The sequence below is a fragment of the Plesiomonas sp. PI-19 genome, from assembly GCF_021368255.1.
Classification (GTDB): Bacteria; Pseudomonadota; Gammaproteobacteria; order Enterobacterales; family CAMTGL01; genus Plesiomonas; species Plesiomonas shigelloides.
Genome location: NZ_JAJNMQ010000002.1, coordinates 33,331 through 48,735 on the forward strand (window position 1 = coordinate 33,331; position 15,405 = coordinate 48,735).

12 protein-coding genes are annotated in these 15,405 nt (G+C 47.8%); 8 read left to right on the plus strand and 4 right to left on the minus strand.

Translation table 11 applies throughout. From position 1 onward, the window contains the following. Positions 1 to 139 precede the first annotated feature (139 nt). The 3 genes from LQ901_RS15160 to LQ901_RS15170 all read right to left on the minus strand — a co-directional run bounded on the left by LQ901_RS15160 (position 140) and on the right by LQ901_RS15170 (position 4,005). Positions 140 to 1,408: an O-acetylhomoserine aminocarboxypropyltransferase/cysteine synthase family protein gene (locus LQ901_RS15160; protein WP_152135312.1), complete on the minus strand. Its 1,269-nt coding sequence runs from the start codon at positions 1,406 to 1,408 to the stop codon at positions 140 to 142. Positions 1,409 to 1,748: 340 nt separating this feature from the next. Next, positions 1,749 to 2,828 (minus strand): ParB/RepB/Spo0J family partition protein, encoded by a 1,080-nt coding sequence (locus tag LQ901_RS15165; RefSeq protein ID WP_178088294.1) that lies wholly within the window; start codon positions 2,826 to 2,828, stop codon positions 1,749 to 1,751. Beyond that, a complete protein-coding gene (locus tag LQ901_RS15170; RefSeq protein ID WP_039045136.1) occupies positions 2,821 to 4,005 on the minus strand; it encodes a ParA family protein in 1,185 nt (394 codons plus the stop codon). The genes LQ901_RS15165 and LQ901_RS15170 overlap by 8 nt, the downstream gene beginning before the upstream one ends. A 1,616-nt stretch (positions 4,006 to 5,621) precedes the next feature. On the opposite strand from LQ901_RS15170, the gene LQ901_RS15175 reads away from it, so the two are divergent. The 6 genes from LQ901_RS15175 to LQ901_RS15200 all read left to right on the plus strand — a co-directional run bounded on the left by LQ901_RS15175 (position 5,622) and on the right by LQ901_RS15200 (position 12,857). Then, the gene (locus LQ901_RS15175; protein WP_010863275.1) at positions 5,622 to 7,682 is read left to right on the plus strand and encodes a replication initiator protein RctB domain-containing protein; all 2,061 of its coding nucleotides are present in this window, start codon (positions 5,622 to 5,624) and stop codon (positions 7,680 to 7,682) included. Positions 7,683 to 7,829: 147 nt separating this feature from the next. Further along, the gene (locus LQ901_RS15180; RefSeq protein WP_147279528.1) at positions 7,830 to 8,501 is read left to right on the plus strand and encodes a hypothetical protein; all 672 of its coding nucleotides are present in this window, start codon (positions 7,830 to 7,832) and stop codon (positions 8,499 to 8,501) included. Between the two features lie 1,127 nt (positions 8,502 to 9,628). Further along, positions 9,629 to 10,243, plus strand: a complete 615-nt coding sequence (locus LQ901_RS15185; protein ID WP_039045133.1) for a carboxymuconolactone decarboxylase family protein — start codon at positions 9,629 to 9,631, stop codon at positions 10,241 to 10,243. A gap of 505 nt (positions 10,244 to 10,748) precedes the next feature. Further along, positions 10,749 to 11,174, plus strand: coding sequence for an H-NS family nucleoid-associated regulatory protein (locus LQ901_RS15190; protein WP_010863271.1), 426 nt, complete (start codon positions 10,749 to 10,751; stop codon positions 11,172 to 11,174). A gap of 253 nt (positions 11,175 to 11,427) precedes the next feature. Further along, positions 11,428 to 11,706, plus strand: coding sequence for a hypothetical protein (locus tag LQ901_RS15195; protein ID WP_010863270.1), 279 nt, complete (start codon positions 11,428 to 11,430; stop codon positions 11,704 to 11,706). A gap of 602 nt (positions 11,707 to 12,308) precedes the next feature. Continuing rightward, the gene (locus LQ901_RS15200; protein WP_233672400.1) at positions 12,309 to 12,857 is read left to right on the plus strand and encodes an NADPH-dependent FMN reductase; all 549 of its coding nucleotides are present in this window, start codon (positions 12,309 to 12,311) and stop codon (positions 12,855 to 12,857) included. A gap of 184 nt (positions 12,858 to 13,041) precedes the next feature. Here the strand turns inward: LQ901_RS15200 and LQ901_RS15205 are convergent, their stop codons facing one another. Continuing rightward, positions 13,042 to 13,953 carry a LysR family transcriptional regulator gene (locus LQ901_RS15205; RefSeq protein WP_233672401.1) on the minus strand — a complete coding sequence of 304 codons (912 nt, stop codon included), beginning with the start codon at positions 13,951 to 13,953 and terminating at the stop codon, positions 13,042 to 13,044. A gap of 279 nt (positions 13,954 to 14,232) precedes the next feature. Here LQ901_RS15205 and LQ901_RS15210 point away from each other — a divergent pair, with 279 nt between their 5' ends. Together LQ901_RS15210 and LQ901_RS15215 are read left to right on the plus strand one after the other, a co-directional pair. Next, positions 14,233 to 14,781: a lysozyme inhibitor LprI family protein gene (locus LQ901_RS15210; RefSeq protein ID WP_233672402.1), complete on the plus strand. Its 549-nt coding sequence runs from the start codon at positions 14,233 to 14,235 to the stop codon at positions 14,779 to 14,781. A 65-nt stretch (positions 14,782 to 14,846) separates the two neighbouring features. Beyond that, positions 14,847 to 15,224, plus strand: a complete 378-nt coding sequence (locus LQ901_RS15215; RefSeq protein ID WP_233672403.1) for a hypothetical protein — start codon at positions 14,847 to 14,849, stop codon at positions 15,222 to 15,224. Positions 15,225 to 15,405 lie beyond the last annotated feature (181 nt).

Sequence of the window (15,405 nt, forward strand, 5' to 3'; positions counted from 1 at the left end):
CTTATGACGAACCTTAAAAGTATTATGAAGATCGAAGGCGAAAGAGAGTAAATCATCAACCGGTGTAGGATCTTGCCGTAGAATCGCCGTCAGTATTCTCACAATACGAACGGCGTATTCTAGGTTAGCCAGCGAGCACTTATGCCTGCAAGGCCTGCTCCAAATCAGCCAGTAAATCCTCGATGGATTCAATACCAACGGATAAACGGATCATCTCTGGCTTCACGCCCGCACGCTGTTGCTCCATCTCCGTGAGCTGCCGGTGTGTCGTAGATGCTGGATGACACGCCAACGACTTAGCATCGCCAATGTTAACTAAGCGTTTGAAAATTTGCAGCGCGTCATAGAAACGGATCCCGGCTTCGTAACCTTGTGCCAACCCAAATGAAAGCAATGCCGAAGGTTGGCCCTGCATATAACGCTGCGCCAATTGATAATGCGGGTGAGACGGTAAGCCTGCGTAACTTACCCACGCTACCTTCGGATGCGCTAACAAAAAATCAGCCACTTTACGCGCATTAGCCACATGACGCTCCATTCGCAGCGCCAACGTCTCTAATCCTTGTAATATCAAAAAGGCATTCATCGGCGATAATGCTGCCCCTGTATTGCGCAAAGGCACCGTACGTACGCGCCCAATAAACGCCGCCGGCCCAAACGCCTGCGTATAGACCACGCCATGATATGAAGGCTCCGGCTGGCTAAACTGAGGAAAGCGCGTAGCATTTGCCGCCCAGTCAAACTGACCTGAATCCACGATAATCCCGCCCAGTGAGGTTCCGTGCCCACCAACATACTTGGTCAAGCTATGCACCACTATATCGGCACCAAACGAAATGGGCTTACAGAGAATCGGACTCGCCACCGTGTTATCCACAATCAGCGGCACGCCCTGTGCGTGTGCGACATCCGCCAGCCCAGCTAAATCAGCGATATTGCCCGCAGGATTACCAATACTTTCGCAGTACACTGCTTTGGTTTTTGCATCTATTAACTTCGCGACCGACTCCGGTCGGTCATCCGCAGCAAAACGTACTTCAATACCGGCATTGGGTAACATGTGAGCAAAGAGGGTGTAGGTGCCCCCGTATAACTGCGGCGTAGCAACAATGTTGTCGCCAACTCCAGCAAGCGTCTGAATAGCATAGGTGATGGCTGCCGCGCCAGACGACACCGCTAAACCGGCGATCCCGCCTTCCAATGCGGCCATGCGTTTTTCTAACACATCGGTGGTCGGATTCATGATGCGCGTATAAATATTGCCTGGAACTTCCAGATTGAACAGCGCCGCACCATGTTCAGCACTGTCAAACTCATAGGCAACAGTTTGATAAATCGGTACCGCCACCGCTTGCGTTGCACTATCGCAAGCAAAACCGTGGTGTAGGGCGAGGGTAGCATCACGCATGAAACACTCCTTGTTTCGAACAATACAGTCAGGTCAATAATTATCCACTGTATGTCAGATAAGCCCGTGGCTCAAGCATCATATGCTACACAGAAAATGGGACAGGACAGGAAAATATATCGTGTACACTTAATCGCTTCTAGGGGAGACTAATAGACTCTCATATAGCGTAGATATAGGTTTAAATATAGATAATAGAAAAGGTGCCGACAGGCACCTTTCCCTACATCACAAGTATTCAATAAAGCCTAACCGACCCCTTTGCAAGAGATGAAATCCACCAATTTCACCGTGAAATCGCATCCCTTATTATTAAAGAGAGCGGAGCTCTTGCCGGCAGTTAGTCATGTACCAACGACTGCATTTCATCGGCCGCCAACATCAAATGTTTCATCAAAATGTCAACTTGCTGCTTAGACAAATCCGTGCCAGATACTTGCAATTTACGCCGGTAGTTATCACCTTGCGAAATGGTGGCAATCACCGAAGAGGTACCGACTTTAAACAGCGTCTCTTTCTGTTTAATTTCGCGTGCGGTCTCGCCTTTTTGCTTTAACTGCCGTGCGGCTTTACTGGCCTGATTCACCACTTCCGCCACCAGCTCTTCGTTTGAGGCATGACCAAAACGCTGTGTTTGACGGATATCCGCCAACTCATGGGCAATCAGCATCTGATCATCTTCAGTCAACGCCTGTGCTGCCGTCACCAGATTATTGATTTGAGCATAGGACAGAGCATACACATCCGGAACTTGCAGTAACCAAGGGCGGGGAATACGCGCCGCTTTTAAGATTCGCGTAACTGTCGCCGGTGAACGGCCTAATGCAGCGGATAACCCTTTCTGATCGGGGTACAGCCCCTCATCCAGCATTTGCTGCCAACGCTGAGCTAACTCCACCACTGACAACTCTTTCTGAGCATTCGTCGCTTCTGCAATAAACTCTGCATCCGCCAATGAGATCGGGCTTTCTGGCAGCAGGATCTTAAAATCACATCCCGCGTAAATACAGGCTTTACGGCGGCGTGAACCGGCTAACACATCAATCTTACCATCCGCATTCAAATTACCGATTGCAGGATAATACTGACCCGACACGGTCAGCGATTGCAAAATATCTCGCACTGACTCACGCGTCAGCAAAGATTGATCGCGGCCATTAATCGCCGGCACATCCGTCAATGCTTCAATGTCGTCATGTGGGATCACCCGCAACATAAAACGGCGTTGTGAACCATCTTTGAGATGCAACATGCTGCCTTCACCCGGCTTTTGCTGCTCCAGCAAACGGCGGTTTTCCTCAGTCAACGCATCCAGCTTTTTCTCCAACGTCTCGAGCGGAGACTCGGTAACCACTGGCGTACTATTGGTGGCAAAAGATGCCAAATCAAAGGAAGGACGTACACGTGCATTCTTAACCATGGTTTGCCTCTTTACGCCAGATATTCTGCATAATCTCTTCGAACTCAAATACCGCCTGCAAGCATTCCGCCTGCGCATTAATCAATGATGCTCGTCCGCCCGGATATTCACTCGGGCTCAATTCATAAATCGAAGACATCAAGCTGGAGCAATGCTTGATAGCCTCAGAGTGGGGGATCTGCCCTAACATCAAATCTTGACCAAACAGCTCACGTAAAATCGCTGCTTTTTGCTGATTCGGCACCGAACGCTTATCCAAATCAGTCATAATTAGCTTAATCTCAGACCAATGCAGTGGGCAATGCGCTTCAATGGCCGCCTTGATTTGCGGTAACACCGATAAGAAATCGCCAGTCGCATCAGTATCATTATGATCTGGCTTCACCGGCACAATCAGCACATCTGACGCGGCCAGTACGTTATAGAGCAAGAAGTTCAGCGCCGGCGAGGTATCAATCAACACCACATCATAATAAGGGGCGATCACCGATAACAGACGTGACAGCAGGGAATACGGCGAAGTAATTTTCCCATCGGCCAAACCGCGTTGCACCCAAGCTTCAAATAACTTGTCGGCAACCCCACCCGGCAACAGATCCAAATTAGGAATGTTGGTCTTTTTCAGTGCGGCAGTCACCTGCTGCGCCAACTCGCTATCCGGCAACGTGGGATCGCCGGCCAACGTCAGCAATTCCGATAATACGGTATCCTCAGTATCAATCTGCGGCGCCATATAGCCGGTGCACATATTGGTTTGACCATCCGCATCCACCACCAAAATCCGGTATTGGGTTTTCGCTTCAATCGCCAAACCGGTTGCCAGCGTCATTGCCGTGGTGGTTTTGCCCACGCCGCCTTTAATATTCAACACAGAAGAGACAATCATTCGCGAGGCATTGGCTTTGGCCTGCTGACCAACAGCTTCACGTAAACGGAACAAATCAGGTAAAGGCAGCGACCAACGGCACCCCACCATAGGCACATCTAAGCCATGCTGTTCACAAAGTTTCACCAATTGGCGATTATTGATCCCCAGCGCCTTAGCGGCTTCATTTTGCGTATAGGTTCGAAACGGCTTGCCGTTATGGGTCTGTTCATCGACAAACGCCGCAGATTTACGACAGGCAATCCGATAACGCGCTCCATTTTGCTCCAAGCGCTGCAGTTTTGAGTCCATCGCCTTCCTCGTCAAAGTGTCATCCTCTTTAATAAGGATAATGATTACAACACTTAAAGTACATTGCAACACTTTTGTGTTATTTTATCGTTTTTTCATTGCATATTCGTTTTTTTGTAATCTGCATCACTTATTGATTCAAGTAATCAAAAATCACATCTGATATAGCCAAGCGTTCTATTTCCATCAAGGCAAGGCAACCTACGTTAGCAGCTTGATAACATCACTTAGCACGAACATCATCAACAAACAGCAAAGCACGCTAAGCCGACACGGGGTTAATCGACTTCCGCCATCGCCCATTCAGCCGGAACAGCCTCGGACGGATCGCAATCAAAATAGCCTCACTAACCAGCAAATCAGGCGGAATCTCTTCGGATGGATCATGATTAAATTAGCTAACGTCAGCGAATGATAAAACCCGCGGAATACACTCGGATGGATCGAAATTAAACCCAGCCCCCCCCCCCCCCCCATGGTACAAAGGTCGTAGCCAGATAAAGCAAGACTCCACTCCATACACAGCCCGAGAGCGGCAAATATAGCTGCAGTCGTGGTTAAACAATCATCCACTCGTGCTGTATATAGGCATATAGCGCTCAATTTAGCCCAACAAGACCATCGCTAACTACATGTACGCCACATCGCCCGGGGCATGCTCGGATGGATCGTCGCCAAATTGACGAATATTGCAGAATAAACAGGCGGAATAGTGTCGGATGGATCGCGATTAAATGGAGAGGGATAGGGAATACATCACACCCACATCAAGCCCTCGCCATGACAAACCAGAGAAATGGGCTGATTTTAGCCATTATTTACAAACAACTTCACATTGCCATACGTGAAACCCACCAAGTTAAAACAAATAATTACTTATAGATCAATATATTGCAGTTATCAGAGTGACATTAGCTATGCTCGTCATCACATCAGATCGTGCGGAATAGCTACGGACGGATCGCAGTTAAAATAACGCCCAAAATCATCAGCGGATCACACCGCGCACAAGATCCTGCCGCGGATATACACCGATCCCTCCGCTAACACATCGACGGCCACCACGCTTTGCACGCAACGAGAGGCATAATCGTACCAATCACCGGCAAAAATGCGACCGCCATCAAATCCGCCGGTTCAATCAGCAATGACTTTGAAATTAAAAATGTCACACCGGCGGAGCAACTGCTAGACTACGCCGGTAACACCTAGCAACAAGCTCGCAGAGCGCGTTTGATTGACGAAAAAAACAGCGTTATTCACCCCCCATATCGCAGTGTGAAAGATGGCAGCTGCCGCCAAGGTGAAAAGGTTGGACACCGTCGCCAATAACCTGTTTACAGGCTGTGATACTTACGAATGGATCGTTTTTAACGTAGGGTGGATCGTTCAAAGAACAGAAGTGGATCGTCAGTTAAACAACGCGTGGATCGTTGCTAACAAAGGGTGGATCGTTAACTAAACAGGCGGTTTTTATTTGGATCGCAGTTTTTAATGTATTGAATAACTTAGCTTTTTAACGGTTACCCACAGTACCCATGATTTAAGATAAATAAGATATAAAGAAAAAAAGAATCAGGATATAAACAAACAATAAGTTTTTTTGGATTTCTAAAATGCTGATATACGATAACACACACTGGATTGAGCATGATCGGAGTACAAGTGAAGGTTCGCTGATCAAAGTGGAGCAGACGGATGCCGTATATGACGCGCTTAACCTGCCTAAATCAGCACAGACCTTTATCCAAACTATCTTGCAGCAGGCAAAACAACATCAGGATCACTGTGTCAGTGTTGCGGTGTTAACAGACAGCATGGCATTGACACGCGCCAGTGTGCGACAAGCTATTTCGCGCTTAAAAGAGCGCGGTTTGCTCATTGAGCAGGATAATTTTCAATACGCCACCCAGAAAAAATCCAAAAACAAACTGTATTTGCTACCGGCGCCGAAAAATGCACTGACCGATCAGCAAAATATGCCAGCCAAGAGCACCACGCCTTCTGCGGCACGTAAATATCCAGTTTCAACCTCACCTGTATACCCAGTGCGTCCACTGGACTTGAAACTAGAAAGCGTTTCGGTTATCCCCGATCATTCATTTTTTGGCTCATTGTTTGGTATGCCTGATAGCCAAAAAATCAATTTAATGAATAATTTACCACCTAATGGCTTCAACGAACGCTACTTTGAAAAACCTATCACGCTATTAAGCGATGATGATGCCATTACGGCAAAACTGTTTTTAACCACCGAATCGATGGATGGGGTATTTAACCGTTCACATATCCGTTTTTTGTATGCGCTGGTTTTTTTAAGTATTCGCTATCACATGGATATGAGTGGGATTTACGAATCCTCTAATGGGACCATCAAAAATATCACCCCAATCCACACCGATCACCTGTTGAGCTTGTTAGGGAAATCCGGTAACAAAGAAACCCGTGATGAAATCGTTAACTTATTCAAAAGAATAGAAAATACCAAAGTTGGAATTTCGTGCGATCAAGATTTGGGCGACGATATCAACATTCATAACACCTTGGCCCGTTTCTTCGAGGTTGAAGGGGTACAGTTTGTTCGACGTCGGATCCGTGGCGCGGATGGTGAATTTCTACGTAATGCTAAAGGTGATTATGTCTATAAGGATATGGCACCTCATCGCTATGACATCAAATGGCGCGTCTCCGTTCTGAAATCGATTTTCGAGCGCAAGATGTTCTATTTATTGCCGGTCGAGGTGATCAGTTATCACGACTTAATGTTCCGTTTATACCTGTTTTGTCGTGGCCAAAGTACGCATCGCAATCGGCTGGATATGGATTTATCCCTGCTTAATGAGCTATTGGCCCCCGATCTGACCAGCAAAGTCTTTTTCAACACCTTTGAAAAAGTGGTGGTGGCGCATTTTAAAGCTCGTCCTGATGACGGCAGCATCGAGGTCACCTCATCCGGTACCGGTCGAGGGCTGGAAAAGCGCACCTATATCCGTGGTGAATTTTCTGGGATCAGCGGTTACTTTATCTTTGAGCGCATTAAAGGTGTCTACTATATCAATTGCGCACTGGAGCTGGATGAAGACAAAATCTTCTTTTATTCCCATTCGGAAGGAACCCGCGCTAAGCTCAGCACCTTGTCTGGCGTGGAGAAACAATCGTTCCTGTCTATGCAAAAATTGGGGAATAAAGCGCCGGTACAGTTTAATAATCAACTGCCAGGCATTTCACATCGTTTAGAAGATGACGTTATTCAGCTCAATCCGTTGCCAGAGGATTTGAAGTTTAAAGCCAAACCTATCCAGAAAATCCGAATTGATAAGCGCCGCTTTTCACTGGCGATCACCGTGGGTAATGCGAAATTCAGTGTCTCGCGTTACAGCAGTGCAGAGACCTTACTGGCGGTGTGTGACCAAATTCACCGCTTGTCATTAACGCCGGTGGTGGAGATTAAAGAGCGCATTGATAATGCGATGACGGAAGTGGAAATGTTTGAGTCGAGCCAAGGTCTGATCCAGCCACAGGATCTGGAACAGTTGGTTTATCACGTGAGCCAAAAGGCGCAAAAAACCATTTCATTGGATGATATGGTCAGTGTCTTAACCACCAATACGCGTTTGCGTAAACAAGCGCACAATATGGATGAACAGATCTTTTCTGCGTTGGTGGGGAAATTTTAATCGATAAGCCATAACGAGCAGTTATCACTTTCTCTTTAGACATGACTTTTTACTGATAATACCCATCTGTATACAGATGGGTATTTTTCATTGCGGCTAGCGATCGCTATAGTTATCTACATCAAAAAGTTTATGTAGATAGCTATTATGCAAGCAAAATGGATTTTTCGCGTCGCGCTCTCTAGCTCTATGGCGGTTATGCTTTCCGCTTGTGTTGGCCCTACGCAGTTGGAAGGGCAGTGGAAAAATCCGCAATGCAGCGAATGTTTCCCTGCTAAATCCGCGTTAGTGGTCGTCGCAACGCCGAATGTGGTGGCGCGTCGTTTATTAGAAGATGAGTTGGCTAAACAACTGCGGCAACATCAGGTTCAGGCGGTGGTGTCATACCTGTATTTCTCTACGCCAACGAGCAATACAGCCGATAACCACAGCCAAGAGGTGTTAGCGCTGGCCAAGCAGCTGCATCTGGATAATATTCTAACGACTCAAGTCATGAAAGTGACACAGCCACAGGTTTACAGCGCACCGGCTCCGGTTTGGGGATGGAACAACTTCCCAGGTTATTATCAAGGCTTGTGGGCGCCGACCTATGATTTCCCTGCTACCGTTTATGTAGCACCAGAAATCTATGCGCAAACCACGCTTTATAATGTGCCGCATCAGAAATTTAGCTGGATGGGCAGTACGCAAACAACCCCGGTGGGTTATTCGATGGCGGCATTAGCCCAGCAAATGGCGGGATTATTGGTTGGCGAAATGGCTACGCAAAATGTGATTGGGCCACAGCAAGCCGATAGCTTGGCATTAAGCGCGCCGTAATGACGGAGAAAGAAGCTATAAAATGTGATTAATGTCATCTTTTATAGCTTCATTTGCGGCTTTTTTGCGCAGAAAGTGCTTTACAAGTCATAAAAATCTGCTAGCATCGGGAGATATTGAAGGTTGATATTAAGTCATTATTGAGGTTGCTTTACGGAATACAGCTGCTTTTCCCTCTCTCTTACAGCGTTGTTTTTTCCTCTCCTACACTAATACCTGATATCAATCTGAGCTGACTGAGTTAACCGCCGCTAATAAGTTAAGCGTGTTTTCAGCCGGCTGAGCGTCTTTTTAGACTACAACAGCATTACTGAAGTCACACGTTACATTAGCCCGGTTCTGTCTCCTGATAAGGAATTCAAGAGTATGGTACATACAGGCATTGTCCGGAGTTTTAGTCCGGAAACCCGGCAGGGGGTAATAACCTGCGATTTAGGGGGCGATGTTCATTTTTCTGCAGAACACGTCCATTGTAAAAAGTTGCCACAAACCGGTTATATGGTGGAATTCAAATACGATGAATCTACCGCGGGGATGTGGGCTATGGATATCAGATTCCTTTAATTTTTACCTGTATTCATCAGGTTAGGTATACGATCGCGGTACAACGATTAACACCGGATCATGTTAACCCTATAGTGAATAACAACCGTCCAGTAAAAAAACAAAGGTGGCTGATAGAATAAAAATTGTGAGGTAACATTATGAAACGTTCACGTTTAAGAACAAATTGGTTTTATTATCTGAAACAAGGTGCACCGACCAGCTGCACTGAAAACAAAGCATAAAAATAACATCGTGTTATAAAAAGTCTGCGTCGTAGAACGGTTTGGGCGACTCTAGCTTGCGCTAAGCCAAAGCGAGATAACCTAAGCATCAAGCGTAATTGTCCGAAGACAATTAACGACGCAGACCTAAATGTTTGTCTTCCTCAGTTTTTCTTTTCACACTCTTTTCTCTGCATTGATTTTCTTTCGGTACCGGCACCTATTTCTCCGCTGCGGTTATGCGGCGCAATGGCCATGGCTGTTTTATTTCGACTTCGCTGGTATATGACGCAGTGTTTGCCGTAAGATCCTGACTTATGATCTTTTGTGTTGTTCCTATAAATAAGACAGGTAGCAATCATGCGTATCGAACCTTCTTCCCGTTACTCTTGGTGGGTGAGACCTTTACTCTGGTTACAGAAACGTCATTACGGTGAAATCCTTAATCCTGCCCGCTTATGGGGGCGTAAGCCGGTATTGTTTTACTTGGTCGCCGGGTTTTTTGGCTTTTTAGATCGCAAATCCTCCCCCTTATCTGCGGAATTACGCTCCTTGGTCTGTGTTCGCGTATCGCAACTCAATGATTGTGCGTTTTGTGTGGATGCAAACGGCCTGAAGTTGGCACAGCGGTGTGGATGCGAAGAAAAAGCGCTGGCATTATCGCAATGGCATGACAGTGATTTATTTGATGAGCAGGAAAAAGCGGTATTTACTTATCTAGAAGCGATGACGATAACCGGACGTAAAGTTAGCGCCGAAATGATTGCGCAGCTGCAAACTTTTTTCGATGAGGATACCCTGATTGAGTTAACCGCGCTGATTGCTTTTCAGAATTTATCCGCCAAGTTTAATACGGCTTTAGATGTCCCCGCGCAGGGATTGTGCCGTTTACCGCTATCAAGCTCGGCCGCGCCACAAACCGCAGCTGATGCGCTCAACAGCGATTCTGCTGACGAGGCTAATCGACCCAAGTAATGGGTAGACTATGTATAAACTATGTATTAATTACCGCGCCACTCGCTTGCTGGCGCGAGGTCTTGCTGAAAACTTAGGTAGAAAATGAAAGGGATAGGAGAAAAATAAATCCGCCATTCCTTTCTTACTGGATATGCCGTAGTGTTACAGCCAAGTCTTAAACGCTTTTCGGATGGATATGCAATTGTGCTACTGGCCTTATTCAACCTATAGCCAGCTATGCCTGATATCATGCATAATCCTGTATAAGCCAAACGGGATTTACCGTTACAGCCAGATAAAGAACGCCACACTTTGATTCAAAATAAGAAAAATTCGCGGCTCTATGTTTAATGGCTATTTAATCGGGCTCACTTGCATTTACGCAGATTGCGTAGAATAATAAATTAATGCGATAGAGTTATCGTTATTTCTTCAATGTGGCTTCTTAGGCTATGTTTTTGAGCTCAGTTACTGTTTAATATACGATAAAAATTACTCACTATTACGCGTAGGATGAATCAAAATGAGTGAACAAGTTATCAAGTTGCTTTCTAATATCCGCTCATTGCGGGCATTCGCCCGTGAGCAGTGCACGTTAAGTGAGCTGGAGGATATGCTGGAAAAACTGTCTACCGTGGTAAATGAAAAGCGCGAAGAAATCGCCGCCAAGGAAGCAGAAGAAGCAGAGAAAAAAGCGAAGCTGGAAGCCTACAAAAAAATGTTGGCTGATGACGGTATTGATCTGAATGACTTGCTGGATATTGCGAGCAAAACTACCGTTAAAACAGCGAAGAGCAAGCGTGCCCCACGCCCAGCAAAATATGAGTTCTCTGATGAGAACGGCAATACCAAAACGTGGACAGGTCAAGGCCGTATGCCACTGGCTCTGACCAAGGCAATTGAAGCGGGTGCCAACCTGGATGATTTCCTGATTAAAGTTCAGCTGTAATCGCTAGGTGGTTTTTAGCCGTGAAAGGCCTTTTTATCGGTTAAGACAGATGACTTTTTGCGATCTGTTTTGAAAATAGCCCGGTAATTTGCACAGATATTTACAAACGCCCTGACATTTTTTAATGTACAGGGCGTTTTTATTTTCCGCGGTTGTTTCTCTGGCTGAACGAAACAATGGGGAAAGCCCAGACTGACAACGTGCTGAGGAGATATTCCTGCGCAGGTCAGCATACAGTCTACTGAGGGATCTGATGCAGACTTACGAATTTACGCTTCACTTGATGCCAACGGGTTTACCGACCGATGAAGAATTTGAGCTGTTTGATCGCCAGCTAAGCCGAGTCTGTTCAGATGCGTTATTAGTCTCCTATCAAGATCGTTGTTTTCTCAATTTTTTGCGTTTAGCGGAAAATGAACGCGAAGCGGTACTCTCTGCTCTTGAGGATATCCAGCAAGCTGGGTTTCATGTGTTGGAAGAAGATGCGCCTGAACAGGTGATAGTGAGCTATCTTCCTTGTCCTGCCTATTAGCACTCTGTAGCGTCTGACCGAACCTAGCGTTAGCTTGCCTCCCCATTGACGGCGCGGCCTTGCGATTGCGTGAGGCTCAGAGGCTAGCGTGAGAGATCTTTGCACAGCCCGATAAGCAAACCGCCGGATTCATTTCGGATGGATCGCCATTAACGGTGATACACGCTCAATGAAATGGCCTGCGAACCGCCTGTTCCGCTGCATTATTCTCCTGGGTTTACCCCATAAGCGCATTCTGCTGGCTGATATTCCACACTTTCTGGCGCTGCAAGCCTCTACGATCAGAACCAAGAAAACCGGCGGATTATCTTCGGATGGATCGTGATTATCTATAGATTGCGTGTCACAAGGTGAGGGTGTGGGTATAAGAATGTGCGTCTGAGCAGTATGTACGTACCGGCTTGTTGGGTAAGGCAAGCGTAGCCATAAACCGTAACATCCGCATCGTGTGCAGTAATCCATTCTTGGTATAGGCTTTAGAAAGTGAATTGGTAGATCTATAGCAAAGCCGTTTCGCTAGATGAGGGCGATTTGCTGGCGCGAACAGAGACTTCAGGCTGCACCAGACTCGTTCTTCAACATGATATTCAAGGAGTGACACCATGGGTTCGGTTAAATTTGTGGGTATTTCAGGCAGTTTGCGTCGTGCATCGTGTAACTCAGGCCTGTTACGCGCGGTGGCTAATGCGCTACCCGCAGAGGTGGAGTTTGAAATTGTGGATCTGCACGATATCCCGTTTTATAACGCGGATGTGACAGAAAAGCCGGCTGCCGTACAGCGGGTGTTGGCTCAAATTGGTGCGGCGGATGCGTTAGTGCTGGCTTGTCCGGAATATAACTATTCGATAGCGCCGGCGTTGAAGAATATCTTGGATTGGGCGTCTCGTGAGCCGGATAACTCCTTGCTCTCGGGGAAACCGGTGGCCTTGATGGGGGCGGGCGGAGGGATGGGTACATCACGCGCGCAGTATCATTTGCGTCAGGTGTGCGTGTTCTTGAATCTGTTCCCACTCAATCGTCCGGAAGTGTTTTCTAATGCTTTTACCGACAGCTTTGACGGTGATGGTAATTTGCAAGATCAGCGTATTCAGCAGTTGATCACTGATCAAATGCAAGCGCTGTTGGCGGATGTGAAATTACGCCGCGGCTAAGTCTACTGGTTCTGGCAAGAAGTTGGATAAACCAGTCGATTAACTGAGCGTGGCACTTAATGAGTTGTTGTGAGTGCCGCGCTGGTTTTGGTGGTGAATCGTTTGGCTTATTAGTATCGCTCAGCGTTCAGTTTTATGTCTTTAGTTATGGGTTATAGTTATGGCCTATTCCGCGTCATGAAGGTCAATGTCCGTTAGCGGGTTGCCAGAGTAGATCGTCGGCCATGCTCTGGTATAAGAAGTCGAGAAAGTGACGTAGCAACGGTGACATCTGCTTGCGGGTACTGTAGACCGCATACACATCCAGCTGTTTGGGCTCCCATGCGGTGAGCAAGGCGGTGAGTTGACCGTTCGCCAGATAAGGCGCAGCACTGACCAGCGGTTGCAAGCTGATCCCACTGCCTAGCACCGCGGCATCCAGCAACAGCGTTGAGATATTGCAACTTAAGTTGCCACTGACGGCAACGCTGCACGGCCCATCAACGCCGCTAAATTCCCACACACTTTTGCCAAAGTAGGTATAGGTCAGGCAGTTGTGCTGTGTCAGCTCCAGCGGAGAAAGCGGCGTGCCTTGGCGATGTAAGTAGTCGGGGCTAGCACAAACGACCGAGCGACACACCCCGAGCCGACGAGCCACCAAATTAGGATCGAGCTCATCTGTGATGCGCAGCGCCACATCGATACGCTCTTCTACCAGATTAACGGCTTTATCTTGCAGCAGGATATCGACCGAAACCTCGGGCCATTGCGCTTGATAGGCGCTGACGGCGGGGATCAGAAAATGTTGCGCCAGTGAATAGCTGCAAGTGACGCGCAGTTGCCCACGCGGTGCGGAGTTGGCATGTTGGCTCACTTGCTCTAAGGAGTCCGATAACGCGACCATCTGCCGAGCATAGCGCAAGGCCTCTTCGCCGGCGGTAGTCAGGCTTTGGCGCCGCGTCGTTCGGTGTAACAGGCGTGCACCCATCCAACGTTCCAACTCGGCCAGATAGCGAGTGACCATCGCGCGTGACATATCCAGTCGTTCAGCGCCAGCGCTTAAACTGCCTTGCTCTACGACGGCAATAAATACCTGCAGTGCGGTTAGCCGATCCATGAGGCTCCATCGTCATGTTGTGGGGGCAATATCGGTACGTGCTAATACCCGTGCACTAATATAAGAGCACCGAAATTCAGTGCCTAATATAAGCTGCCGCACCGCATCTCACCATCGCTGCGAATCGGCGGCCATTGTGGCGGTTCGCTCGTGGTTATTCAATGCCTTCGCATCTTGCTGTTTGGTGAGCCGTGCCGATTTGACACCGGTGGTTAGATGGCTCTTTTTAGCTGATGCTTTTGTGTTGATACCGATCGCGCTAAGCTGATCGCCATAGCTATGGCATCAAGCGGCATCAAAGCGTTGATGCTGGCAGTGTTGTTGGTGTCACATATCCTTGGAGGGATTATGTTGTATGGTAATACATTAATGCTGCGCGCTGTTGCTAGGCGTTCGGTGTTTACGCGAGCGCGTGCATGGCTCACGGCGAGCCTACTGTTGGCTGGGATGGCGGTGATGCCTGTGGCACACGGGGCGTCAGCCACTGCATCAGCACCAGAGCAAGATTGTGGTAATGCGGCCAATACGCTGGAAATTAATGCTTGCCTGCAAAAACAGCAGGAGCAGACGGAAGCGCAATTAAATCAGGTTTATCGTGAGGTGCTGGCGCAAATCAGTGCTGAAAGTGCGCAACCCGATAGCCCTGCGCAGATGAAACAGCAGTTTATTGCTGCGCAGCGGGCCTGGATCAGTTTTCGCGAGAAAGATTGTCAGGCGGTGTATACCTTCTGGTCACAAGGCACCATTCGTAATGCAATGTACTTAGGGTGTATGCGTTCACGCGCTGAGCAGCGCATTAAGGAGTTGCAAGAATATACCCAACCCTAGCCAGTAAACGCAGTGTTGCTGCAAATAGGGTGGCTGCGAATAGGGATGTGGAGAGTGTCAGAATTATGATGAATACAGGCATGCCGGTTGAGGCATCTATTGCGCAGGTACAGCACCTGTGTGAAGCCTTGTCAGATATTTTTGTCGATAATGTGGTGAATTACCACGCCATCGCCGCCCAAGCGCGTGCTTTCCCGACGGGACAGGTTGAGCAGCTCTTTTTTGAGTGGGTCGCGCCGGTATGCTATGCCAATGCGTTAGCGCCGGTGCCGTGCGTGTGGGCGGGGTTTGAACCGCAGCTGCTGTGGCAGGATATTTGTCATTATCGGCAGTATGTCACTGGCGGTGGCTGGCTACGCCGGCAGCGAGTGGCGCTGCATGTCTTTTTCTTACGTCAGCGCTTTGCTGCTGATTGGCGTGAATTACGGGGCTATTTGTCGTAACGGTTGCCGTAACGGCAGCGTTAGCTCGCTATTTCCCTGCGTATTTTATTGTCTCCATATCCTTTCTCTCTTTTCCCTTTATGTATCGTAGCTCATCTTGCGTGCCGCATTGGCGGCGCGACGCTTTGTGCTGCTGATCCCTGCGTCATGTTTATCTTCTCTTTAATTTTCTTTCTGGAGT